Below are 21,957 nucleotides of genomic sequence, written 5' to 3' on the forward strand. Positions count from 1 at the left end.
CCGGCCCGCCGCTGCGGAGGCGACGCCCGCCGGCCTCGCTCCCCCCGCATGGCGCTCGGCCACTCCGTCGGCGGTGCCGCGCGTCCCCGCGGCCGCGCCCACCGCCGCGGCCGTGCCCGCCGCACCGGAGCGGCCCCTGCCGAGCGATCCCCCTCGTCGCCGGCTCAGCGTCCCCGTCGTGCTGCTGAGCATCGGCGTGGTGCTGCTCTCCGTCGCTGCGGTCTTCTACGTCGTCTACGCCTTCGTCACCTACGGGCTGCTGGTGCGCGCCGCGATCACGGGCGGCGTGACGCTCGCCGCGTTCGTCGCGTCGGCGATCCTGTCCCGGCGGGGGCTCGTCGGCACGGCGGAGGCTGTGGGCGTCGTGGGCGTCGTCCTCCTCCACCTCGACGTGTGGGCGGTGCGCGCCTACGACCTGGGCGGCGCCGGATCCGCGGACCCCTTCGCGTACTCCGGCATCGGGACCCTCCTCGCCTCGGCCGCCCTCCTCGCGTCGCGACCGGTCGTCCGCGTGCGATCCGTGGGCCTCGCCGCCTGGGCGGGCCTGCCCGTCGCCGCGGGGCTGCTGGTCGCCGCAGTGCCCGCCCTGGACGCCGGCACGCGCACCGCGTGCGCGCTCGCGGCGGCCTCCGCCGTCGCGCTCCTGCACGCCATGCCGCGCGCCCGCGCCGTCGTGGCCCCCGACGGCCTCGAGCGGCTCGTGCTGCGGATCACCGGAGTCGCCGCCGCCGCGGGCGCGCTCGTCGCCGGAGCAGCCAGCGCCGCCGATCGGGACGCCGTCCCCGCGGTCCCTCTCCTGGTCGCGGCGGTGGCGGCAGGGTCCCATGCCTGGATCCTGTCGTCGTCCTCGTCGCGCACGCCGCGGGTCGCGGATCCGCAGGAGGCGCCCGCGGCGGACGGTGGGGTCGAGACGACGGAGACGACCGGCGTGCGGCCGCTCCGCGTCATCGCGGCCTCGGTCGCCGGCGCGAGCGCCGCGCTGGCCGTCCCCATGACCGCGGTGACGGGCGGCGCCGCCCTCCTCACGCTCTGTGCGCAGGTCGCCGCCGCCGCGCTCGTCGTCGCGGTGCTCGACGTGGCGGCCCGGCGGATCGGGGCGCCCCGCCTCGCGGAGAGCGCGCGGGTCGCCCGAGCGGCGGCGGGCGTCGTCGCGATCGTCGCGGCGCTCCCCGTGGCGCTCTCCGCGACGGCCGGCGTCGCGGGAGCGGTGATCGCCGGGCTCCCCCCGTGGGCGCTCGGACCCGGCCGCGATCCCGTCCTCGAGCTCGGGAGGGACAGCGGGATCCTCGACCTCGCCGCGGACGCCCGTGCCGCGTCCCTGGGCCTCGTGCTCGTCTGGCTGCTGGCGGTGGGCGCGTCGGCGGTGGGTCCCCGGACGGCCGCCCGTCGGGGTCCGCTCGCCTGGGCCGGCGCGTCCGTGGTCGTCGCCGCCGTGCCGGCGCTCGGCCCGCTCGCCGCCGTGGTCGCCGCGTACGTCGCGGTGGCCCTCACCGCGTCCGCGCTGCGCTTCCGGGTCGGAGCATCGGCCGGGCCGGCCGCCACCGCTCCCGATGCGGTGGACTCGGACGCCCCCGCCCGGATCCCGGCCCCAGCCCCGGTCGGGCGACCCCGCCCTACCGATCCGCGCACGGCCCCCCTCACCGCGCTGGGGATCGCCGCGGGTTCGATGGCCTGGCTCGCCTCGTGGGGCAGCACGCCGACCTGGTGGGCGGCGACTCCCGTCCTGCTGACCCTGCTGATCGCCGCCTCCCGGGCCGCGCGCACCCAAGGCGCACGTCGCCTCTCGACGATCACGGCCGTGCTCGGCGCGCTGCTGTCCGTGGCCGCCCTGGCGCCCTCGCTGCGCGACGCCGGCGCGATCGGCCGCGCTCCGCTCTCCGCCGACCTCGGCCCGGTCGCCGACCCCGCGGTCCTCGTGCTCATGGCGGCCGGTCTCCTCCTGCTCGGTGCGGGCATCCTGCGGAGCGCGCCGGGCGTCCGGGGGCGCGCCGTGCTGGCCACGGCGCTCCTGCCCGCGCTCGTCGCCTCCGTCCTGGTGTCGGCGACCGGCGCGGACCACGCGGGAGGGGCGCTCACCGCGGCGCCCGCCTGGCCGATCATCGGCCAGATGCTCCTCGTTGCCGCGCTCGCGTCCTGGACGGTCGGCGGGCGGGCCCGGCGCCCGCTGCCCGCGCGTGTGGGACCGCCGCCCCAAGCCCTGCCGCCGTCGATGCCCTCCGTCCCGGGCGTCACGCTTGGCGCCGCCGGCCCCGATTCGTCGGCAGGCGCCCCTGCGCCCACCGTCGGCACGACGCCACCGACCGATGCCGAGCGGATCGCTCCCCCGGCTCCCGGGCGCGGGTGGCGGCTGGCCACCGCCGGCCTCCTCGCGCCCGTGCTCCTGGCGGCCGTGGCGACGGTCGCCGCGCTCGCGCCCCCGGACAGCGACGTGCCGGGAGCGGTCCCCGCGGCCGCGGCCCTCGCGGTCACCCTGCTGGGCCGGGTCGCGTACCTCCGCACGTCCACGGACCTCCGCGTCGCGCTCGACACCGGCGCGGTCGCCGTCGGAGGCGCCGGCTTGATCGTCGCGGTCGCGGGTAGCGCCTTCGACGGGACAGACGACCGGCTGTGGATACCGCTGCTGATCCTGGCCGTGACCGCGCTCGTCCTGGCGTCCGCGCCGGACGGCCTGCTCCTGTCCCGGAGCGTCCGTCGCGCATGGGCCTGGACGGCGCTCGGCCTCGGGATCGCGGCGCTGTGGGCGCGGCTGCTCGCCGCCGACATCCGACTGCCCGAGGCGTACGTGCTGCCCGTCGCCGGGACCCTGCTCCTGGCCGCGGCCCTCGTCCACCGGGCGGCCCTCCGCCTGGACGCGCACGAGGGCGAGGGCGAGGGCGGCGGGCCCCGCGTGCGCCGAGGCGTGTCGGCGCTCGTGCTCGCGGGCATCCTCACGGCCGCGCTCCCGCTCTCCCCCGCGGGACGTGCGGACGACGTGATCCGCCCGCTCGCGCTGACGGTCGTGCTGGCGGTCCTGGCCCTGGTGCCCGCCGCTCTCATGCGCCGTGCCCCCGGACCCGTGCGACCGCTCCTGCGGGCCACGGTCACCGGCGGCGCGCTCGGGCTGCTGGCCGTCGGCTCCACCCGCGCCCTCCGACTCGCGGCCGGGTACGTCGACCGGACTCCCGCGGTGGACGTGCAGCTCCTCGTGACGGCGCTGCTCCTCGGCGCCACCGGCGTCCTCGTGCTCCGCGCCGCCCGTGACTCCGCGGACACGCGTGTCGCCGGTGCGGCCCTGGGTGCCGTGCCCGTGCTGACCGCCCTGGTGCTCGTGCTGTCGGTCCGGCCCGGGCAGGGCGTGATGCGGCCGCTCATCGCCGCCGTGCTCCTCGTGTCGCTCACGGGTCTGCTGCTGGCATCCCGCTCGTCGCATCGGCGGGTGCTCGACCGTGTGGCCGCCGTCGCGCACCTCGCGCTCGTCGTCGTCGCCCTGTCCGCCTGGCGCGGGGCCTCGCCCATCTCGGACGCGGGCGCGCTCGTCGTGCCCGCCGTCGTGGCGGTGCTGGTGGCTGCCCTGGGCGCCGTGGAGAGAGTCGCCCGGCACGCCGCTGCCGCGTCCGGCGTGCCCTCGCCCACGCTCCCGCGCATCGCGGCCGACGTCGCCGTCGGCCTCCTGACGGCGATCACCGTCGTCATGGCAGGCGCCACGGACGCGCGGGGCCTCCCGGCGGTGCTGCTGCTGTCCGCCACCGCCGTGGTCCTCGTCGCGCTCGACCCCTGGTCCGCGGCGCGACGGCGGATGGGCTGGGTGGCGCTCGCGCTCGGAGCGGCCGCGCTGTGGGTCGCGCTGGGTCGCGGTGCCGTCGCGGCGGTCGAGCCCTACGTGCTGCCGCCCGCCGGGGTGCTGCTGCTCGTGGCCGCCGCCCTCGAGCTCGGACTCCCCGGCGGTCTCCGGCTCGCCCGGCCCCCGCAACGCCGGCGTGCGAGCGGGGCGCCGCTCGTGCTCGCGGCGCTGCTCCTCGCGGTCGTCCCGACCGCCGCGGCCTCCTGGGGCGGCGATCCCGTGCGGGCGCTGGTCCTCGGCGGGGTCGCGGGGGTCGTCCTGATCCTCGTCGCCGCGTCGATCGGCCGCTCCCCCTCCGCGCCCGCAGACCCGTCCGGCGCCTCGCCGACGGATCCGCGAGCGCTCCTCCTCGCGGCGGGCGGCCCCGCGGCGCTCGCCGTGCTCCTCGTCGGCTACGGCCGACCGCTCGCGCAGCTGGTCCAGGGACTCCCGCCGACCGTCGGCCGCACGGACCTGTGGTCGATCGCGGCCGGGATCGTGCTGGTCCTCGCGGTCGCGCTACACGGGCCCAGGTCGCCGCGCACCACGTCGCGACCCGACGGGCCGGGCGACATCCGCACGGCATCCGCCCTCGCATCGGTGGAGGCCGCGACTCCCCGGGCCCTGGCCCTCGCGGCCGTGCTCGCCACCGCCGCCGTGGGCACCGCCGCCGTCGTCCTCGCGGATGCGGCCGGCCTGGCCGGCACCACGGTCAGATGCGCCGTCCTCGTGACCCTGCTCGGCCTGCTGCACGTCGCGGCGGCAGGCACCGGCCCGGGTACGCCGCCCGCGGGCGACGAACGGCGGACCGGCTCCGACGCGATGGCCGGAGAGGCCGTGTCGGCCTCCCCTGCGCTCCGCGACGGCGGCATCGCGGTGACCGCCCTGGTCGCCACCGCACTCGCGTCCGGCATCCTCGCGGCGACGGGTGCGGCGGATCCGATCGAGTGGGTCGCCGTTCCCCTGGCCCTCGCGCTCCTGGTCGTCGGCGCTCGCCGGCTGTCGCACGACGCGGGAGCGGGCAGCATGCGCCACCTGTCCCCCGGGCTCCTCGTCCTCCTCGTGCCGCCGCTCCTCGCCGACCTCGGCCCGAGCCCGGCATGGCGCATCGTCGGTCTCGGCGCCGTCGCCCTGGCCACGCTCCTCGTCGGGGCGTCCCGTCGCCTCCGCGCGCCGTTCCTCATCGGCGCCGCGGTGCTCCTCGTGCACGCGGTCGCGCAGCTCTGGCCGTGGATCCGCGACGCCTCGGCGACCGTCCCGTGGTGGGCGTGGGCCGGGATCGGCGGCGTCGTGCTCATCGCGGTCGCCGCGCGCTACGAGCGGCGCATGCGCGACCTCCGCGAGGTCGCCGCGCGGGTGTCGGCGCTGCGCTGACCGGGACGCGGACGCGGGATGCGCGGGGCCCGCACGCGGTGGCACGGACCGGATCCGGAGTCACCAGGCGCCCCGCTCGAGTCCCGTGCTGCCCGCGCCGGGCCCCGGTAAGCGATGCCTCAGCTTGCTTGCGGCGCCGCCCGCGGTGCGCGAGATTGAGGGCACCGTCCGCAGACCGCAGACCCGTCACGCTCGAGGAGAACCCATGACCGACACCGTCCACGTCCCCACCAGCTCCGCCTCGGCCGACGTCGCCGCCGGCGTCGCGCAGTTCCTCAGCCCCGTCGTCGTCAACCTCCAGGCCCTCGCCGTCAACGGCAAGCAGGCGCACTGGCACGTCCGCGGCGCCAACTTCATCGGGGTGCACGAGTTCCTCGACGTCCTGGTCGCCCACGCGCAGGGCTGGGCCGACACGGCCGCCGAGCGCGTCGTCGCGCTCGGCCTGCCGATCGACGCGCGCATCGAGACGGTCGCCGCCGCCACGACCACCGCGCCGCTCACCCCCGGCTTCCGCCAGTCGAGCGCCACGATCGCCGAGGTCATCGCGCAGATCGACGCGACGATGGAGCTCGTCAACCGCGCCGTGCAGGAGCTGGGCGAGATCGACGTCACCAGCCAGGACGTCGCCATCGAGATCGCCCGCGGACTCGAGAAGGACCGCTGGTTCCTCTTCGCCCACATCAGCGAGTAGCGCCGGCAGCGCAGCAGCCGCCGCCGACGGTCGAGGGGCCCGGATCCGATCGGATCCGGGCCCCTCCGTCATCTCGACGGCAGGTCACGCCTGGCAGTACGGGCACCAGTAGAGCTTCCGCCCCGCGGCCTCCTCCATCACGATGTTCGTCCCGCACACGCGGCAGGGCAGCCCCTCCCGGTGGTAGACCCAGTGCCGGTCTGCGCGGTTGCGGAGCGCCGCCTCGAGCTTCCGGCCGCGCAGACCGTCCATGGTCATCATCTGCCCGACCTCGACGCCCTTGCGGAGGAGCCGTGACCAGTCCTTCCAGAGCCCGCGCACGACGTCCTCGGGCACGTCGCGGCCGGGGGTGTGCGGGTTCTGCCGAGCGCGGAACAGGAGCTCCGCGCGGTAGACGTTGCCGATCCCGCTGACCACCGACTGGTCCATCAGCAGCAGGCCGATGGCCGTGGGCTTCCTCCGGACGGTCGCCGTGAAGCGGTCCTCGGATCGCCTGCCGCCGTCGACGAGGGGATCCGGCCCGAGCTTGTCGATGGCCTGCTGCACCTCCTCGGGGCTGGCCACGACGCAGGCGGTGGGCCCGCGTAGGTCCGCGACCGCGCGCTCGGTGAGCAGGCGCACGCGCACCTGGCCCACGGGCTCGGGAGGCCACGCCTCCGCGGAGAACGGGTCGTGGACCTTCTCCTGCTCGGCCATGCGCAGCCGCGCGCGCCGCGGGGCGCCGATGCTGGCGAGGGAGTCCTCGGCGTCGGAGTCGACCGGCGCGTCGTCGACGCGGTCGTCCACGGGGACGTCGCCACGCATCCCGTTCTGCCCCATCCGGTTGAGCGTCGACACGTCGCCCGCGAAGTCCCACGCGCCGTAGAGGCCCAGGTGCACGCGGAGCCACACCCCGCCGTCGAACTCGAGGAACATCTGCTTGCCGACGGCCTTCGCGGCGACGAGGCGGCGGCCGTCGAGCACGGCCGCGCCCTCGGCGAACCGGCCCTGCGGCGAGGACGCCCGCACGACGTCGCCCACGAAGTGCGCCTCGAACTGCTTGGCGATCCGGTGGATCGAATGACCCTCGGGCACGGCGGCTAGTCGGTGACGGGGTGGCCGGCGATGGCCCCCGTCGTCTCGTACTCGGCGAGCTGCGCGATGCGGCGCGCGTGCCGCTCCTCCTCGGAGAACGGCTCCGCGATGAACGCGTCGATGAAGGCCGTGGCCTCCTCCACGGTGTGCTGCCGCGCGCCGATGGAGATCACGTTGGCGTCGTTGTGCTGCCGGGCGAGGACGGCGGTCGACAGGTTCCAGACGAGCGCCGCGCGCACGCCCTCGACCTTGTTCGCCGCGATCTGCTCGCCGTTCCCGGATCCGCCGAAGACCACGCCGAGCGCGGTCTCCCCCGCCCGCTGGTCGGCGACGACGGCGCGGGCCGCGCGGATGCAGAACGACGGGTAGTCGTCGAGCGGGTCGTAGGCGCTCGGCCCGTGGTCGACGACGTCGTGCCCGGCGGCCGTCAGGTGGTCGGTGAGGTACCTCGAGAAGTCGAGGCCCGCGTGGTCGGTCGCGATGTGGATGCGCATCGGTGCACTCCTCCTGCCGGCGTGCGGCGTCATGCCCGCGGCGCGGGCGGTGCCGGTGCCACGCGGCCGGACGCACATGAGCGTCCGGCCGCCGCGCACGCGACGGGAAAGGGATCAGTCGAAGATCGGGCCCACGGTGCGCGAGCGCTTGATCTCGAAGAAGCCGGGGTACGCGGCGACCGCGACGACGCCGTCCCACAGCTTGACGGCCTCCTCGCCCTTCGGCGCGGGCGAGATGACGGGCCCGAAGAACGCGACCCCGTCGACCGAGATGACGGGCGTGCCGACGTCCTGGCCGACGCGCTCGATCCCGTCGAAGTGGCTGGCGCGCATGGGCTCGTCGTAGCGGTCCGTGCTGCTCGTCTCGGCGAGCTCCGCGGGCAGGCCGAGCTCGGCGAGCACCTCGGGGATCACGACGTCGGCGTCCTTCTGGTCGCGCAGGTGGATCCGGGTCCCCAGCGCGTCGTACAGCGGCTTGACGTGCGCGGCGCCGTGCTCGGCCTCGACGGCGGCGACGAGGCGCGTGAAGCGGAGCGCGCGCGGGAGGAAGGCGGCGAAGCCCGGGTCGTCGGCCTTGTCCTCGTTGAGGACGGCGAGGCTCATGATGTGCCACGTGATGTCGAGGTCGCGGTGGCGGGCGACCTCGTCCACCCAGCGGGAGGTCATCCACGCCCACGGGCAGGAGGGGTCGAACCAGAACTCGACGGCGGTCGTGCGGGGGCTGTTCTGTACGTCGGACATGCCGCCAGCCTAGGTCAGCCGACGGAATAGGATCGGCTCCGAAGCGGCGCAGCTCCGCCCGCGGCACCCCCGGTCCCCGACCCCGGTGCACCGTCACGCGAGGCGCGCCGCACGCACGGCCCACCCACCTCACGGACGAGCAGGAGCACCATGCCAGGAGAGAACCTCACCCGCGTCGAGGCCGAGGAGCGTGCCGCGCTCCTCGACGTGTCCGAGTACGACGTGACGCTCGACCTCACGCGCGGAGCCGAGGTGTTCGGATCCACCACCACCGTGCGCTTCACCGCGACCGCGGGCGCGTCCACCTTCATCGACGCGATCACCCGCACGGTGCACGCCGTGACGCTCAACGGCCGCGAGCTCGACCCGGCCGAGGTGGACGACGGCGTGCGCATCCGCCTCGACGACCTGGCGCAGGAGAACGAGCTGACGGTCGTCGCCGACGCCCTGTACACGAACACGGGCGAGGGCCTGCACCGCTTCGTGGATCCCGTCGACGACGAGGTCTACCTCTACTCGCAGTTCGAGGTGCCGGACTCGCGCCGCATGTTCGCGGTGTTCGAGCAGCCCGACCTCAAGGCGGTCTTCCGCTTCACGGTCACGGCGCCCGCGCACTGGGAGGTCGTGTCGAACTCCCCGACGCCCGCCCCCACGGCCGCCGCGGACGGCGCTTCCACCTGGACCTTCGAGCCGACGCTCCGCATGTCCAGCTACATCACCGCGCTCATCGCGGGCCCGTACGGCGTCGTCCGCAGCGAGCTCACCTCGAGCGACGGCCGCACCATCCCCCTCGGCGTCTTCGCGCGGAAGTCGCTGATGGAGCACCTCGACGCCGACTACGTCTTCGAGAAGACCCGCGAGGGCTTCGCGTTCTACGAGGAGCGGTTCGCCTACCCGTACCCGTTCCCCAAGTACGACCAGCTCTTCGTCCCGGAGTTCAACGCCGGCGCGATGGAGAACGCGGGCGCCGTCACGTTCGTCGAGAGCTACGTCTTCCGCTCCAAGGTCACCGACGCGGTGAAGGAGCGCCGGGTCACGACGATCCTGCACGAGCTCGCGCACATGTGGTTCGGCGACCTCGTCACCATGAAGTGGTGGGACGACCTGTGGCTCAACGAGTCCTTCGCCACCTACATCTCGACCCTGGCCACCGCCGAGGGCACCGAGTGGACCGGCGCCTGGACCACGTTCAACGCCGGCGAGAAGTCCTGGGCCTACAACCAGGACCAGCTGCCGAGCACGCACCCCGTCTACGCGACCATCAACGACCTGGAGGACGTGCAGGTCAACTTCGACGGCATCACGTACGCCAAGGGCGCCTCGGTGCTCCGCCAGCTCGTCGCGTACGTCGGCCAGGACGAGTTCCTCGCGGGCGTCGCCGCGTACTTCCAGCGCCACGCGTTCGGCAACTCCACGCTCCGCGACTTCACCCGGGAGCTCGAGGGCACGAGCGGCCGCGACCTCGAGCGCTGGACCGACCTGTGGCTGAAGACCTCGGGCGTCAACACGCTCCGGCCCGAGATCGAGACGGACGAGGACGGCGTCATCACGTCCTTCGCCGTGCTGCAGGAGGCGGCGGCGGACTACCCGACGCTCCGCCCGCACCGCCTCGCGATCGGCTTCTACGAGCTCCGCGACGCGCACCTCGTCCGCACGGAGCGCTTCGAGCTGGACGTCGACGGCGACCGCACGGAGGTCGCCGAGCTCGTCGGCCGCACGCGCCCCGCGCTCGTGCTCCTCAACGACTACGACCTCACGTACGCCAAGATCCGGCTCGATCCCGCGTCCCTCGAGGTCGCGATGCGCCACCTCGCTGCGTTCGAGGACTCCCTCGCCCGCTCGCTCGTGTTCGCCTCCGTATGGGACGCGACGCGCGACGGCGAGATCCGCGCCCGCGACTACGCGCGCCTGGTCCTCGACAACGTGGCGACCGAGGACGAGTCGACGGCGCTCCGCTACGCCCTCGCGCAGCTCACGGTCGCCGCGTCGTCGTACTCGGCGCCCGACCACCGCGACGAGCTGCTCGCGACGGTCGCGGCCGAGCTGTGGGCGCTCACGTCGCAGGCGGCACCCGGATCCGACAACCAGTTCCAGTTCCTCCGCACCTTCGCGCAGGTCGCCTCCGAGCCCGCGCAGCTCGACCACGTGCAGGCGCTGCTCGACGGCACGGAGACGCTCGATGGCGTCGAGATCGACGCCGACCTCCGCTGGGAGCTGCTGACCGCGCTCGTCGCGGGCGGTCGCGCCGGCACGCCGGAGATCGACGCGGCCCTCGAGGCGGACCGCACGGCGACGGGTGCGCAGTCCGCCGCGCAGGCGCGCGCCGCGCTCCCCACCGCGGAGGGCAAGCGCGCGGCGTGGGCGTCCGTGTGGGAGGCGGACACCGAGCCGAACACGATCGTCCGCACCACGGGGCTCGGCTTCCGCCGTGCGGCCGACACGGAGCTGCTCCGCCCGTTCGTCGGCGCCTACTTCGACGCACTGCAGGGCGTGTGGGAGTCGCGGAGCTACGCCATCGCGGCGGCGCTGATCGGCGGCTTCTACCCGTCGCCGCTGGCGGACGCCGAGCTGCGCGACGCGACCGTCGCCTGGCTCGACGCCAACCCCGAGCCGCCGGCGCTCCGTCGCCTCGTCAGCGAGCTGCTGTCGGGCGTGGAGCGGGCGCTCCGCGCGCAGGCGAAGGACGCCGAGTAGCGGGAACCGCAGCATCCCGACGGGGACGGTCGCGCATGCGGCCGTCCCCGTCGTCGTCCCCGACGCGGACCCAGGACCGGCCCGGGAGGCCGCCGCTACACTCGTCCGGATGACTCCCCCTCTCCTCCTCCCCGTCGGAAGCGCGTCGCGATGGACCTGAGCATGGTGTGCTGCGGCGACGGCTCGTTCTTCTCCACCTGGGGCACGCTCATCCAGGTCATCTCGATCCTGGTCGGCGCCCTCCTCGCCCGGTGGGTCCTCCTGGTCGTGATCCGCAACACGGTCGACCAGATCGTGTCGGGCGTCAAGAAGCGCCAGAACGTCGACGACACCCAGTCGATCCAGGCCTCGCCGCTCACGGCCGTCCGCGTCGTGCAACGGACGCGGACGCTCGGCAGCGTCCTCAGCAACATCACGACGGTCGTCATCGTCGTCATCGCCATCTCGCTCTTCATCAACGTGGTCGCACCGGGTGTCCTCACCTCCCTCGCCCTCCTCACGGCGGCGCTCGGCGCCGGCCTCGGCTTCGGCGCCCAGAACATCGTCAAGGACATCCTCAACGGCATGTTCATGGTCGTGGAGGACCAGCTCGGCGTCGGCGACGTCGTCGACGTCGGTCCCGCCACGGGCGTCGTCGAGACCGTCGGCATCCGGATCACCACCCTCCGCGACGTCAACGGCACGCTGTGGTTCGTGCGCAACGGCGAGATCCTCCGCGTGGGCAACATGTCGCAGGGATGGGCGCGCGTCGTCATCGACCTCGCCGTGCCGTACGACACCGACGTGCAGGCCGTGCAGGAGCGCATGCTCGCCACCGCCGCGGAGCTCGCGACCACGCCCAAATGGCGCTCGCGCATCGTCGAGAAGCCGGAGCTCTGGGGCATCGAGTCGATCTCCGAGTCGGCCGTGGTGATCCGCGTGGTCGTCAAGACCCGCAGCAACGCGCGGGACGACGTGTCGCGCGAGCTCCGCGCGCGCCTCAAGGCGGCGCTCGACGCGATGGGCGTCACGCTCCCGTCGCTCACCGCAGTGGTCCTCACGGGGTTCGACAGCGCCGCGAGCGTCGGCGGCGCCCACCCGCCCCGCACGGCGTCCACGCCCGTCCAGCAGCCCGACTCGCCCGCGCCCCGCAAGCGCACCGGTCGGAAGCTCGTGCACCGCGACCCGGCCGGCTCGTCGGTCGGGCCGGCCACCCCGGTCGTCCGCGGTGCCGCGGGTGCGCCGGTCGACCCGCGCGCGACCCGCATGGTGCCCACCCAGGACGCCGCCTCCGCCCGTCCCGAGGACGAGGACGAGGTCACCGCCACCTGGACCGTCCTCCCCGAGTCCCCCGCCCCGGCGGGCAGCGAGACCGGCACCGCGTCGGGCTCCGCCGCCGCCGCCCCGCCGAAGCCGCCCCGCGCTCCGCGCCCGCCGCGCACGCCCGCCACGCCGCCTGAGGAGTCCTGATGGCCGACCTGCTCGCCAAGTCCTTCTACGACGACGTCGGCGGTCGCCCGACGTTCGAGAAGCTGGTCCGCGCGTTCTACCGCGGTGTCGCCGAGGACCCGGTGCTCGTCGCCATGTACCCCGAGGAGGACCTCGAGGGCGCGATCCAGCGGCTCACCGGATTCCTCGAGCAGTACTGGGGCGGCCCGACGACGTACAGCGAGGAGCGCGGCCACCCGCGGCTGCGCATGCGCCACATGCCCTTCCACGTGAACCCGGACGCGCGCGACCGGTGGCTCGCGCACATGCGCGTGGCCGTCGACTCGCTCGAGTTGCCGCCGATGCACGAGGCCCAGCTCTGGGACTACCTCGAGCGCGCCGCGCACGCGATGGTCAACACCTTCGACGAGTCCTGAGGGAAGCGCCGGCGTGATCCCGGGGGACGCCCCTAGAGCCGGCGCACGAGCACGTGCCCGCGCGACGTCGTGAGGCGGGTCCACGGCCCCGTGCGGAACACGGCCACCGGCGCCTCGCCGTCGTCGGCCACGGCGTCGGGCGCCGGATCCGGCCCGAGGAACCCGAGGCTGTAGGCCGCGAAGGCGCCGCCGGCGAGCACGTCGGGCGCCCCCTCCACGGGACGTCCCCACACCTCGCCGCGCACGCGCGTCACGATCTGCTCGCCGATGCCGGTGGGGACGGCCGCCGCCACCTCGTCGATGCCAGCGCGCGCCGCAGCCCGCAGGACGGCCGCCTCCACGTCGGCGAGGCGCTCCCACCCTGCGCGCGGCGGCGAGATGCCCGCCCATGGCGCGGTGGCGGTGTCCGGCGGCACGAGCACGCCGACGGGCTCGCCCGGGGATCCGGTCGCCGGACCCTCGAGGCGCGCGAGGCGGTCGAGCAGCGCGCGGATGGGCACGACGCTGTCGACGGGCGCCTGCGTCTCCGCCGCGAAGGTGCGCAGCCCGAGCACGGTGGGCGCCCGGTCGAGCAGCCCGGCGGGCTGCAGCACCGAGGTGTAGACGGCGAGCACGCCCCCGGCCCCGATGAGGCGCACGGCCCCGTCGTCGACGCGGGCGGAGCGGCCGAGGAAGGTCTGCAGATCGCCGAGGGCGAGGGCGTCCTTGAGGGCGAAGGAGGGCGTCATGGCCTGTCTAAGCTACTGGATGCGCCCACGCGATCCGCCGGGCGCCCGACCGCCCGAGGTCGGCCCGCCAGGCGGAGGACCCATGACCGACCACGCATCCGACACCCCGGCGGACGGCCCGCTCGCCGGCCTCCTCACCGCCCTCGACCTCACGGACACCGGCGCCCGCACGAGCGAGGACATCTCCACGGGCCCCTCGCAGTGGATGCCCCTGGGCCGCGTCTTCGGCGGCCAGGTGCTCGCGCAGTCGCTCGTGGCCGCCATGCGCACCACCGACCCGGACCGCCGCCCGCACAGCATGCACGGCTACTTCCTGCGGCCCGGCGACGTCACGAAGCCGATCACGTTCTCGGTCGACCGCATCCACGACGGCCGCTCCTTCTCCACGCGCCGCACGCAGGCGTACCAGGACGGCCGCCCGATCCTCTCGATGATCGCGTCCTTCCAGGACGCCGACGAGGGCCTCGAGCACCAGGCGCCCATGCCCGAGGGGATCCCGGAGCCGGAGTCGCTGCCGAGCGCGCACGACGTCCTGTCCCGCATCGACCACCCCGTCGCGAAGCACTGGGCGAACGACCGCCCGTTCGACATGCGGCACGTCGAGCAGCCCGTCTACTTCGGCGCCGCCGAGGAGCGCGTCGCCCACCAGGCCGTCTGGATCCGCGCCATCGGCCGCCTCCCCGACGACCCCGCGGTGCACCTGGCGTCGATGGCCTACGCGAGCGACTACTCGATCCTCGAGTCCATCTACCGTCGGCACGGCCTCTCGTGGGCGACGCCCGGCATCAAGACCGCGAGCCTCGACCACGCGATGTGGTTCCACCGCCCCGGCCGCGCGGACGAGTGGATGCTCTACGTGCAGGAGTCGACGAGCGCGCAGGGCGGCCGTGGCCTGTCCCTGGGTCGCATCTACTCGCGCGACGGCGTCCTGCTGGCGAGCGTCGCCCAGGAGGGCATGGTCCGGGTCCCGCCCGAGGCGGCCGGCTGACGCGCGTGCCGCGTCGCGTGCTCAGCCGCGCCGGCTGAACGCCACCGGCTCCTCGACGTAGTCCGCCCACGCGGAGCGCTCGTCGTCCGTGATCCGACGGGGGCGGCCCGTCGCGGCGTCGACGAGCACGATGGTGGTCGACGCGCGCGCGTACAGCTCGGACGGCTCGACGCCCGCGGGTGAGCGGAGCTCGTAGCAGGCCTCGAGGCTGGATCCGCCGAGCCGGCCGAGCCAGACCTGGACGTCGAGCGGCCGACGCCCGTAGGAGATCGGCCGCAGGTACTCGACCTCCTGCCGCGCGATCATGGTCATGGTGGCCGCGCCGGCGGAGGCGTCGATGAGCGCCATGCCCGGGTCCACGCCGTCGCCGTCGGCGTCCCCGCGCCAGAACGCGCGGACGCGCGCCTCCTCCAGGAGACGCAGCACCTCCACGTTGTTCACGTGGTCGTAGGCGTCGAGGTCGGCCCACCGGAGGTGGACGGGGACGTGGACCCGGGTCACGGGATCAGTCGCGCGTGAGCTTGCGGTACGCGGAGCGGTGCGGCTTCGCCGCGTCCGGGCCGAGTCGCTCGACCTTGTTCTCCTCGTACGCCTGGAAGTTCCCCTCGAACCAGTACCAGTTCGCCGGGTCCTCCTCCGTGCCCTCGTACGAGAGGATGTGGGTCGCGATCCGGTCGAGGAACCACCGATCGTGGGTGATGACCACGGCGCAGCCGGGGAACTCGAGGAGCGCGTTCTCCAGGCTGCCGAGCGTCTCGACGTCCAGGTCGTTGGTGGGCTCGTCGAGGAGCAGGAGGTTGCCGCCCTGCTTGAGCGTCAGCGCGAGGTTGAGGCGGTTGCGCTCGCCACCGGAGAGGATGCCGGCCTTCTTCTGCTGGTCCGGTCCCTTGAACCCGAAGGTGGAGACGTAGGCGCGCGCGGGCACCTCCTGCTTCCCGACCTGGATGTAGTCCTGGCCGTCGGAGACGACCTCGAACAGGGACTTCTCGGGGTCGATGCCCCCGCGGCTCTGGTCGACGTACGAGATGTCGACGGTGTCGCCGATCCGCAGGTCCCCGCTGTCGAGCGGCTCGAAGCCCACGATGGTCTTGAACAGCGTGGTCTTGCCGACGCCGTTCGGGCCGATGACGCCGACGATGCCGTTGCGGGGCAGCGTGAACGAGAGGTCGTCGATGAGGACCCGCTCGCCGAACTGCTTGTGCAGCTTCGACGCGTCGATGACCTGCGATCCGAGGCGCGGGCCGACGGGGATCTGGATCTCCTCGAAGTCCAGCTTCCTCGTGCGCTCCGCTTCGGTCACCATCTCCTCGTAGCGGGCGAGGCGCGCCTTCGACTTCGCCTGACGGCCCTTGGCGTTGCTGCGGACCCAGTCGAGCTCCTCGGCGAGGCGCTTGGAGAGCTTCGCGTCCTTCTTGCCCTGGACGCTGAGGCGCTCCTGCTTCTTCTCGAGGTAGGTCGAGTAGTTGCCCTCGTACGGGTAGAGGCGCCCGCGGTCGACCTCGGCGATCCACTCGGCCACGTGGTCGAGGAAGTACCGGTCGTGGGTCACGGCGAGGACGGCGCCGGGGTACTTGGAGAGGTGCTGCTCGAGCCAGAGCACGCTCTCGGCGTCGAGGTGGTTGGTGGGCTCGTCGAGGAGCAGCAGGTCGGGCTTCTGGAGCAGCAGCTTGCAGAGCGCGACGCGGCGCTTCTCACCGCCGGACAGGTTCGCGACCGAGGCGTCGCCCGGCGGGGTGCGCAGCGCGTCCATGGCCTGCTCGAGCTGCGAGTCGAGGTCCCACGCGTCGGCGGCGTCGATGGCCTCCTGCAGCGTGCCCATCTCGGCGAGCAGCGTGTCGAAGTCGGCGTCGGGCTCGGCCATGGCCGCCGAGATCTCGTTGAACCGGTCGATCTGCGCCTTGATCGGGCCGACGCCCTCCTGCACGTTCTCGAGGACGGTCTTCGACTCGTCGAGCTCGGGCTCCTGCATGAGGATGCCGACCGTGTACCCGGGCGACAGCTTGGCCTCGCCGTTGCTGGGGGTGTCGAGACCCGCCATGATCTTGAGGATCGTGGACTTGCCCGCGCCGTTCGGTCCGACGACGCCGATCTTCGCGCCGGGGATGAACGACATGGTGACGTCGTCGAGGATCAGCTTGTCGCCGACCGCCTTCCGGGCGCGGACCATCGAGTAGATGTATTCAGCCATGGTCCGAGTCTATTGAGTGCCACCGGCCCCGGACGCCGCCGCACGTCCGTCCGGGTGCCGCGCTCACCAGTCGATGGCGCGCGTCTGCCCCACGAGGCAGCGGCCGGACGACAGCGCCGGCTCGACGTGCGCGCTGAAGCCGTCCTGCGCCCGCTGCCCGATGAGGCAGGCGTCCGCCAGGTGCACGGAGACGAGGATCGAGTCGACCGAGTTGCCGAGCGGCGTGCGGTCCGCCGTGACCTCCATGCGGTCCTTCGGGAAGCCGGCGCCCACCAGCGCGTCGACGAGGTCGCGGCCCTGCGCGTTGGGATCGCCGGCCACGACCGCGCGTGCGGTGGACTCGAAGACGAGGAGGTTCTCCTCCGCCGTCCCGGCCGCGTCGACCGGCGGGATGGTCGGCGCGGCGGAGGGTGCCTCGGCGCCGGGGCTCTCGGGGACCGCGGCGGTGGTCTGCTCGACGGGCGCGGGCGCGGGCGCCGGCGACGACGTGCAGCCGGCGAGGAGGAGGGCGGCGACGAGCACGGGCGCCGCGAGGGCGCGTCCGGCGCGGATCACGCGGCGGACTCGTCCGCGCAGGCCCGGTCGGCGTCGTGGTCGGTGGCCGGGGGGATGGCCAGGTCGTCGCCGTCGGCGCTCCCCCGGCCGTCGTCGAGGGAGGATGCGCGCATGCTGGCGAGGATATCCCCCGCGATGCGCTCGAGCTGCGCGGTCTGCTCCGCCGTGAGCGGATCGAACACCGTGCGGAGCACCTCGGCGGCATGTCCCGGGGCGGCCGCCACGAGGGTGGCGCGCCCCTCGTCGGTGAGCTCGGCCAGGAGGCTCCGGCCGTCGTGCGGCGACCGCGAGCGACGGACCCAGCCCAGCTGCTCGAGGCGCGTCACGGCGTGGGACGTGCGGCTGGCCGAGGCCTGCAGCGCCCGTGCGAGCACGCTCATGGGGAGCGCGCCGCCCTCGGCCTCGGAGAGCCGCACGAGGATCATGTAGTAGGCGTGCGGCATGCCGGCGTCCCGGAGGAGCTCCCGCTCGATGCGCTCGCTGACGTGGTTCAGGGCGACGATCACGGTCCGCCAGGCGCGCTGCTGGTCCGGCTCGAGCCACCGGGGGGATCCGCTCATGGTGCGATCCTAGGCTCCGCCGGCATCCTGGGGACGGAGACCGACCCGGACCGCGCGAGCACCGCGTGCGCGTCGAGCTCCACCGCGTCGTCCTCCGGACGCGCGGCCCGTCTCGCCCGGAGCGGGCCGACGACCACCACCTCGTCCCCGACCCCGAGGGCGTTCAGCGCGACGGCCGCGTCGCTTCCCGCGCATACGGCGAGCACGCCGGGTGCGCCAGTCGGATGCGGGTCCCCCGCGCCGTCGCGACCGCGCAGGAGGAGGCTGACCACCTCCCATCCCTCGGTCGTGCGCAGGGCCCGCGGTGGCCCGGCGACGGAGCCGTGCAGGGCGACCCACGCCTCCGGTGCTCGTCCCGCGTCCCCGATGCCCGTCATATCCGCCATGCCATGATCCCCCAGTCCCGCGGTCGGACGACCGCGGGGAGATCATGCGGGTCGGATAGCGGGTCGAGGCCACGGCGGCGGCATCCGCGACAGGTCGCGTGGACCGTCGCCTGGGGAGGAGGCGCGGGAGGCCGCCGCTCAGTGCTCGGAGAAGCGGAGGTCCTCGCCGCGACCCGCGCGCAGGGCCGACTTCGCGATCTCCAGGGTGGGGTAGCTCCCGGCGACGACGCCGCGGTGCAGCGACCGCACCTCGTAGCCGTCCGCATGGGAGTGGATGGACGCGAGCGCGCCCGTGGCCCCGAACGCCACCCAGGTCTTGCCCGCGGTGCGCGGAACTCCGCTCGTGTTCGTGCTCGTGCTCGTGCTGGTGGTCATCGACATCGTCGTCGCCTCTCCTCCCCGGGCTCCATCGCCCGGACGTGCCGATGGTACGCCGACGCCCCGCGGCCGTACAGGCCGCGGGGCGTCATGGGAGGTGGATCAGGCGGCGCGCACGTACTGCGCGAACGACTTCCGCACCTTGTTGACCTTGGGCACGGCGACGGCGTTGCAGTAGCCCTGGCCCGGGTTCTTGGCGAAGAAGTCCTGGTGGTAGTCCTCCGCGTCGTACCACGTGCCGACGGGCTCGATGGTCGTGACCGCCGTGCCGTCCCACAGCTCGCCGGCGCGCGCGATGGCGTCCCGGAAGAGCTGCTCCTGCTCGGCGTCCGCGGGGAACATGGCCGAGCGGTACTGGGTGCCGACGTCGGCGCCCTGTCGGTTGAGCTGACGCGGGTCGTGCAGCGTGAAGAACACGTCGAGGATCACGTCGGCGGGGATGACCTCCTCGTCGAAGACCACCTTCACCGCCTCGGCGTGCCCGGTCGCACCCGTGCACACGGCGTCGTAGGAGGGGTGGGCGGTGTGGCCGCCGATGTAGCCGGAGATGACGTCCTGGACGCCGTCGAGGGTGCGGTACACCGCATCGAGGCACCAGAAGCAGCCGCCGGCGAGGATGAATGTCTGCATGAGAGATGAACCTACTTCCCGTCGATGCGCGCGAGGTCCGCGGCGGTCGACATGGGAGGGAACCGTCATCGGCCGCCGCCCATTCCACCCGCCGGCGATGTCGGTGGTCCCCCGTAGCGTCGGGGACATCGACACACCGCCGGGCCGGCGGCGCGCGGACGGAGGACACCATGCCCAGCACCACCTACACCCCCCTCGCGCGCACCGCCGTGCAGGTGCGCGAGCTGCACGACGGCCTGCTGCGCGTCACCCGGCCGGACGGCGCCGTGCTCGGCTACGTCGAGCGCATGCACGAGCCGCAGGGCGAGCGGTTCCGGGCCAAGCGCCTCCGTCGGGACGCCCAGGGCTTCGTGCCGCTCGGCGACTTCTGGGCGCTGCAGGACGCCGTCGACTGCCTCCGCTTCTGACGCGCGCCGGTCGGTGAGCACCCGGCGCGACGCGCCCGCGCCGCCTCCCGGACGGTGCCCGGCACGCGGGGTACGGTCACCGCATGCAGTGGTGGAATGATCTCCTCGATGCCCTCGCGTCCGAGCGGGGCACGCAGCTCCTCTCGGGCGTCGTCGTCCCCTTCGTCGCCATCGTGGTCGCCGGCGTCCTCGCCGCGCTCATCGCGCGCGGTGCCACGCAGCGGATCCTCGCGCGGCACGACCGGGAGGTGAAGGCCGCGGCCATCGGCATGCTCGTCGACGCCGCGCGCCAGGCCTCGGTCTGGGACCGACTCACCGCGCAGGAGCGCATCCTCGCCGACCGCGCCGCGGGCGAGGCCGACATCCGCATCCGCCTCCTCCCCCTGAAGGGCGCCGCGACGGCCGCCACCTGGGCCGCGCATGAGATCACCGAGTTCAAGCGCGGGAGCGGCAGCTTCGGCTTCCAGTTCGACGCGCAGCTCGCCGAGTTCCGCGACCGCATCGTCGAGTGGCAGCACCACCCGGGGCGCGCGCGCAAGATCTTCCAGGGCGACATCGCACGCTGGCAGTTCGAGGACGAGCAGCCCGCCGCGGACGGCGGCCCCTCCCGCTCCGAGGCGCGGCAGCCCGAGCAGGCCTCGGTCTCCCCCGTCCCGGTGCCCTGGCGCAGCGGATCGGACGACGAGCCCGCCGCCGAGCGCCGCGTGGAGTCGCCCGACGAGCAGTACAGCCCGCCCGTGCCCTACTCGGCAGCCGCGAACAGCCGCGCCGCGGAGGGCGAGCGCCGCTGATCCCGGCCCCCGCATGACGACGCCCCGCCCCTCTCGGAGGGGCGGGGCGTCGTCGCGTCAGGCGGGGTCGGGCTCACTTCCACCAGTCGTCGAACATCGTGGCCGGCACGCGGCGCTTGTGCTCGGTGCTGAGGTAGCGCGCCTCGATGGCCTCCGCCACCTCGTCGTCGACGTCGCGACCCTCCAGGAAGTCGTCGATGTCCGCGTAGGTGAGCCCGAGGTTCGCCTCGTCGGTCTGACCGGGCGTCTCGTCGAGGAGGTCGGCGGTCGGCGCCTTCAGGTACAGGCGCTCCGGCGCGTCCAGGTGCTCGAGCAGCGCGCGGCCCTGGCGCTTCGTGAGGCCGGTGAGCGGGAGGACGTCCGCGCCGCCGTCGCCGTACTTCGTGAAGAAGCCCGTGACGGCCTCGGCCGCGTGGTCGGTGCCGATCACGAGGAGGCGGGCCTGCCCGGCCAGCGCGTACTGCGCGACCATGCGCGAGCGCGCCTTGACGTTGCCCTTGGTGAAGTCGAGCATCCGGTGCCCGGCCGCGTCGGCGTACTCCGCCTCGAAGCCGTCGACCGCGCGCTTGATGTCGAACACGACGCTCGACTTCGGCTGGATGAAGCGGAGCGCGAGCTGCGCGTCCTCCTCGTCGGCCTGCACGCCGTACGGCAGGCGCACGGCGACGAACTCGGCGAGGAGCCCCTCCGCCGCGAGCTCCTCGATCGCGAGCTGGGCCAGGCGTCCGGCGAGGGAGGAGTCCTGCCCGCCGCTGATGCCGAGGACGAAGCCCTCGGCGCCGGTCGACCGGAGGTAGGCCTTGAGGAAGTCGACGCGCTTGCGGACCTCGTCGGCGGGATCGATGGTCGAGCGCACCTCGAGGGCGGCGATGATCTGTGACTGGATGTCGCGCATGCGACGAATCTACGTGGATCCGGCGGGCCGCGACAGCGGTGGGTCCCCCCGGCGCGACTCGAACGCGCAACCGTCGGATTAGAAGGCCGATGCTCTATCCATTGAGCTACGGGGGGTCGTGAGAAGGGTACTACGCGGGGTCCGACGGCCCCGGAGCGGGAGGCGCCGCGGGCATGGCCGCCGCGTCCATCGCCCGCGCGACCGCCTGGAGGACCTGCGGCGCGGTCGGGACGCCCTCGGCGCGGAGGACCTCGCGGTCGTCCGCCAGCACGAGGATCGTGGGCGTGGAGCGGATGCCCTCCTCCTCGGCCCGGTCCGGATGCGCCGCCACGTCGAGCTCCTCGACGGGGAGCCGGGGCAGCAGCCGCTGGACCTCCGCGAGCACCTTGCGCGTCGCCTGGCAGGGGACGCAGAAGAGCGACGAGTACATGACGACGCGCACGCCGTCGGTCGCCGCGGGCCCCGTCGCCACGGACCCGGGATCGCCGGCGGTCAGGAGAGGAACGCCGCGCCGGCGGCGACGATCGAGACGAGCGCGAGGAGGAGCGACACCGACACCAGCACCAGGTGCACCGTGAAGAACGGGGTGCGGGAGCCGTCGGCGGCGCGGGCCCGGGGATCCCGGGCGACGCGCTTGAGGAACTGCGGCCAGACGACGACGTTCCAGACGCCGTTGACGACCAGGAGGACGGCCAGGAGGGTGATCACTCCCCCATGGTAGGCGGCCGGGATCCGTGCCG

General features: G+C 74.2%; 21 protein-coding genes and 1 tRNA gene. 8 read left to right on the plus strand and 14 right to left on the minus strand.

Annotated elements, in window-relative coordinates; all coding sequences use genetic code 11:
- Nucleotides 1–73: 73 nt before the first annotated feature.
- A complete protein-coding gene (locus QFZ62_RS03130) occupies nucleotides 74–5,173 on the plus strand; it encodes an SCO7613 C-terminal domain-containing membrane protein (protein ID WP_307501558.1) in 5,100 nt (1,699 codons plus the stop codon).
- Between the two features lie 205 nt (nucleotides 5,174–5,378).
- Nucleotides 5,379–5,864: a Dps family protein gene (locus QFZ62_RS03135; RefSeq protein ID WP_307501561.1), complete on the plus strand. Its 486-nt coding sequence runs from the start codon at nucleotides 5,379–5,381 to the stop codon at nucleotides 5,862–5,864.
- 84 nt (nucleotides 5,865–5,948) lie between these two features.
- On the opposite strand, the gene QFZ62_RS03140 is transcribed toward QFZ62_RS03135, so the two are convergent.
- The 3 genes from QFZ62_RS03140 to QFZ62_RS03150 all read right to left on the minus strand — a co-directional run bounded on the left by QFZ62_RS03140 (nucleotide 5,949) and on the right by QFZ62_RS03150 (nucleotide 8,173).
- Nucleotides 5,949–6,938 carry an Fpg/Nei family DNA glycosylase gene (locus QFZ62_RS03140; protein ID WP_307501563.1) on the minus strand — a complete coding sequence of 330 codons (990 nt, stop codon included), beginning with the start codon at nucleotides 6,936–6,938 and terminating at the stop codon, nucleotides 5,949–5,951.
- Nucleotides 6,939–6,943: 5 nt separating this feature from the next.
- A complete protein-coding gene (locus tag QFZ62_RS03145) occupies nucleotides 6,944–7,432 on the minus strand; it encodes a ribose-5-phosphate isomerase (RefSeq protein WP_307501565.1) in 489 nt (162 codons plus the stop codon).
- Nucleotides 7,433–7,546: 114 nt separating this feature from the next.
- Nucleotides 7,547–8,173 (minus strand): DsbA family protein, encoded by a 627-nt coding sequence (locus QFZ62_RS03150; RefSeq protein ID WP_307501567.1) that lies wholly within the window; start codon nucleotides 8,171–8,173, stop codon nucleotides 7,547–7,549.
- Between the two features lie 150 nt (nucleotides 8,174–8,323).
- On the opposite strand from QFZ62_RS03150, the gene pepN reads away from it, so the two are divergent.
- From pepN to QFZ62_RS03165, 3 genes are all read left to right on the plus strand, one after another.
- On the plus strand, nucleotides 8,324–10,867 hold the full coding sequence (gene pepN, locus QFZ62_RS03155; protein ID WP_307501570.1) for an aminopeptidase N: 2,544 nt from the start codon (nucleotides 8,324–8,326) through the stop codon (nucleotides 10,865–10,867).
- Between the two features lie 150 nt (nucleotides 10,868–11,017).
- Entirely contained in the window at nucleotides 11,018–12,316 is a 1,299-nt protein-coding gene (locus tag QFZ62_RS03160) for a mechanosensitive ion channel domain-containing protein (protein ID WP_307501572.1), read from the plus strand.
- Nucleotides 12,316–12,711: a globin gene (locus QFZ62_RS03165; protein WP_307501575.1), complete on the plus strand. Its 396-nt coding sequence runs from the start codon at nucleotides 12,316–12,318 to the stop codon at nucleotides 12,709–12,711. Before QFZ62_RS03160 ends, QFZ62_RS03165 begins: the two co-directional genes overlap by 1 nt.
- Before the next feature lie 32 nt (nucleotides 12,712–12,743).
- Here QFZ62_RS03165 and QFZ62_RS03170 read toward each other — a convergent pair whose 3' ends face one another.
- Complete coding sequence (locus QFZ62_RS03170; protein ID WP_307501578.1) at nucleotides 12,744–13,439, minus strand: hypothetical protein; 696 nt, start codon at nucleotides 13,437–13,439, stop codon at nucleotides 12,744–12,746.
- An 82-nt stretch (nucleotides 13,440–13,521) separates the two neighbouring features.
- Between QFZ62_RS03170 and QFZ62_RS03175 the strand changes: the two genes are divergently transcribed.
- A complete protein-coding gene (locus QFZ62_RS03175; RefSeq protein WP_307501581.1) occupies nucleotides 13,522–14,427 on the plus strand; it encodes an acyl-CoA thioesterase II in 906 nt (301 codons plus the stop codon).
- Between the two features lie 21 nt (nucleotides 14,428–14,448).
- Here QFZ62_RS03175 and QFZ62_RS03180 read toward each other — a convergent pair whose 3' ends face one another.
- The 6 genes from QFZ62_RS03180 to msrA form a co-directional block, all read right to left on the minus strand.
- Nucleotides 14,449–14,928: a thioesterase family protein gene (locus QFZ62_RS03180; RefSeq protein ID WP_307501584.1), complete on the minus strand. Its 480-nt coding sequence runs from the start codon at nucleotides 14,926–14,928 to the stop codon at nucleotides 14,449–14,451.
- Nucleotides 14,929–14,932: 4 nt separating this feature from the next.
- Complete coding sequence (gene ettA / locus QFZ62_RS03185; RefSeq protein WP_307501586.1) at nucleotides 14,933–16,615, minus strand: energy-dependent translational throttle protein EttA; 1,683 nt, start codon at nucleotides 16,613–16,615, stop codon at nucleotides 14,933–14,935.
- A gap of 63 nt (nucleotides 16,616–16,678) precedes the next feature.
- Nucleotides 16,679–17,170 carry a hypothetical protein gene (locus tag QFZ62_RS03190; protein ID WP_307501589.1) on the minus strand — a complete coding sequence of 164 codons (492 nt, stop codon included), beginning with the start codon at nucleotides 17,168–17,170 and terminating at the stop codon, nucleotides 16,679–16,681.
- Nucleotides 17,167–17,730, minus strand: coding sequence for a MarR family winged helix-turn-helix transcriptional regulator (locus QFZ62_RS03195; protein WP_307501591.1), 564 nt, complete (start codon nucleotides 17,728–17,730; stop codon nucleotides 17,167–17,169). Before QFZ62_RS03195 ends, QFZ62_RS03190 begins: the two co-directional genes overlap by 4 nt.
- Nucleotides 17,731–18,254: 524 nt before the next feature.
- Nucleotides 18,255–18,491, minus strand: a complete 237-nt coding sequence (locus QFZ62_RS03200) for a hypothetical protein (RefSeq protein ID WP_307501594.1) — start codon at nucleotides 18,489–18,491, stop codon at nucleotides 18,255–18,257.
- 105 nt (nucleotides 18,492–18,596) lie between these two features.
- Nucleotides 18,597–19,124 (minus strand): peptide-methionine (S)-S-oxide reductase MsrA, encoded by a 528-nt coding sequence (gene msrA, locus QFZ62_RS03205; RefSeq protein ID WP_086514738.1) that lies wholly within the window; start codon nucleotides 19,122–19,124, stop codon nucleotides 18,597–18,599.
- A gap of 170 nt (nucleotides 19,125–19,294) precedes the next feature.
- Here msrA and QFZ62_RS03210 point away from each other — a divergent pair, with 170 nt between their 5' ends.
- On the plus strand, nucleotides 19,295–19,531 hold the full coding sequence (locus tag QFZ62_RS03210; RefSeq protein WP_307501599.1) for a hypothetical protein: 237 nt from the start codon (nucleotides 19,295–19,297) through the stop codon (nucleotides 19,529–19,531).
- Between the two features lie 83 nt (nucleotides 19,532–19,614).
- Entirely contained in the window at nucleotides 19,615–20,322 is a 708-nt protein-coding gene (locus tag QFZ62_RS03215) for a hypothetical protein (protein WP_307501602.1), read from the plus strand.
- Nucleotides 20,323–20,395: 73 nt separating this feature from the next.
- On the opposite strand, the gene nadE is transcribed toward QFZ62_RS03215, so the two are convergent.
- The 4 genes from nadE to QFZ62_RS03235 all read right to left on the minus strand — a co-directional run bounded on the left by nadE (nucleotide 20,396) and on the right by QFZ62_RS03235 (nucleotide 21,925).
- Nucleotides 20,396–21,217 (minus strand): ammonia-dependent NAD(+) synthetase, encoded by an 822-nt coding sequence (nadE, locus tag QFZ62_RS03220; RefSeq protein ID WP_307501605.1) that lies wholly within the window; start codon nucleotides 21,215–21,217, stop codon nucleotides 20,396–20,398.
- Between the two features lie 43 nt (nucleotides 21,218–21,260).
- Nucleotides 21,261–21,333, minus strand: a tRNA-Arg gene (locus QFZ62_RS03225).
- A 14-nt stretch (nucleotides 21,334–21,347) separates the two neighbouring features.
- The gene (locus QFZ62_RS03230; protein ID WP_307501608.1) at nucleotides 21,348–21,689 is read right to left on the minus strand and encodes a thioredoxin family protein; all 342 of its coding nucleotides are present in this window, start codon (nucleotides 21,687–21,689) and stop codon (nucleotides 21,348–21,350) included.
- A 20-nt stretch (nucleotides 21,690–21,709) separates the two neighbouring features.
- Nucleotides 21,710–21,925: an SCO4848 family membrane protein gene (locus QFZ62_RS03235; protein ID WP_307501610.1), complete on the minus strand. Its 216-nt coding sequence runs from the start codon at nucleotides 21,923–21,925 to the stop codon at nucleotides 21,710–21,712.
- Between the last annotated feature and the right edge of the window lie 32 nt (nucleotides 21,926–21,957).

It is taken from the genome of Clavibacter sp. B3I6 (genome assembly GCF_030816895.1).
Classification (GTDB): domain Bacteria; phylum Actinomycetota; class Actinomycetes; order Actinomycetales; family Microbacteriaceae; genus Clavibacter.

Excerpts from the sequence above, each read along its gene's own strand:
- ettA (WP_307501586.1), bottom strand. The coding sequence starts at position 16,615 with ATGGCTGAATACATCTACTCGATGGTCCGCGCCCGGAAGGCGGTCGGC.
- QFZ62_RS03150 (WP_307501567.1), bottom strand. The coding sequence starts at position 8,173 with ATGTCCGACGTACAGAACAGCCCCCGCACGACCGCCGTCGAGTTCTGG.
- QFZ62_RS03170 (WP_307501578.1), bottom strand. The coding sequence starts at position 13,439 with ATGACGCCCTCCTTCGCCCTCAAGGACGCCCTCGCCCTCGGCGATCTG.
- QFZ62_RS03215 (WP_307501602.1), top strand. The coding sequence starts at position 19,615 with ATGCAGTGGTGGAATGATCTCCTCGATGCCCTCGCGTCCGAGCGGGGC.
- QFZ62_RS03210 (WP_307501599.1), top strand. The coding sequence starts at position 19,295 with ATGCCCAGCACCACCTACACCCCCCTCGCGCGCACCGCCGTGCAGGTG.
- QFZ62_RS03135 (WP_307501561.1), top strand. The coding sequence starts at position 5,379 with ATGACCGACACCGTCCACGTCCCCACCAGCTCCGCCTCGGCCGACGTC.
- QFZ62_RS03145 (WP_307501565.1), bottom strand. The coding sequence starts at position 7,432 with ATGCGCATCCACATCGCGACCGACCACGCGGGCCTCGACTTCTCGAGG.
- QFZ62_RS03160 (WP_307501572.1), top strand. The coding sequence starts at position 11,018 with ATGGACCTGAGCATGGTGTGCTGCGGCGACGGCTCGTTCTTCTCCACC.
- QFZ62_RS03165 (WP_307501575.1), top strand. The coding sequence starts at position 12,316 with ATGGCCGACCTGCTCGCCAAGTCCTTCTACGACGACGTCGGCGGTCGC.
- QFZ62_RS03175 (WP_307501581.1), top strand. The coding sequence starts at position 13,522 with ATGACCGACCACGCATCCGACACCCCGGCGGACGGCCCGCTCGCCGGC.
- nadE (WP_307501605.1), bottom strand. The coding sequence starts at position 21,217 with ATGCGCGACATCCAGTCACAGATCATCGCCGCCCTCGAGGTGCGCTCG.
- msrA (WP_086514738.1), bottom strand. The coding sequence starts at position 19,124 with ATGCAGACATTCATCCTCGCCGGCGGCTGCTTCTGGTGCCTCGATGCG.
- QFZ62_RS03200 (WP_307501594.1), bottom strand. The coding sequence starts at position 18,491 with ATGACCACCAGCACGAGCACGAGCACGAACACGAGCGGAGTTCCGCGC.
- pepN (WP_307501570.1), top strand. The coding sequence starts at position 8,324 with ATGCCAGGAGAGAACCTCACCCGCGTCGAGGCCGAGGAGCGTGCCGCG.
- QFZ62_RS03195 (WP_307501591.1), bottom strand. The coding sequence starts at position 17,730 with ATGAGCGGATCCCCCCGGTGGCTCGAGCCGGACCAGCAGCGCGCCTGG.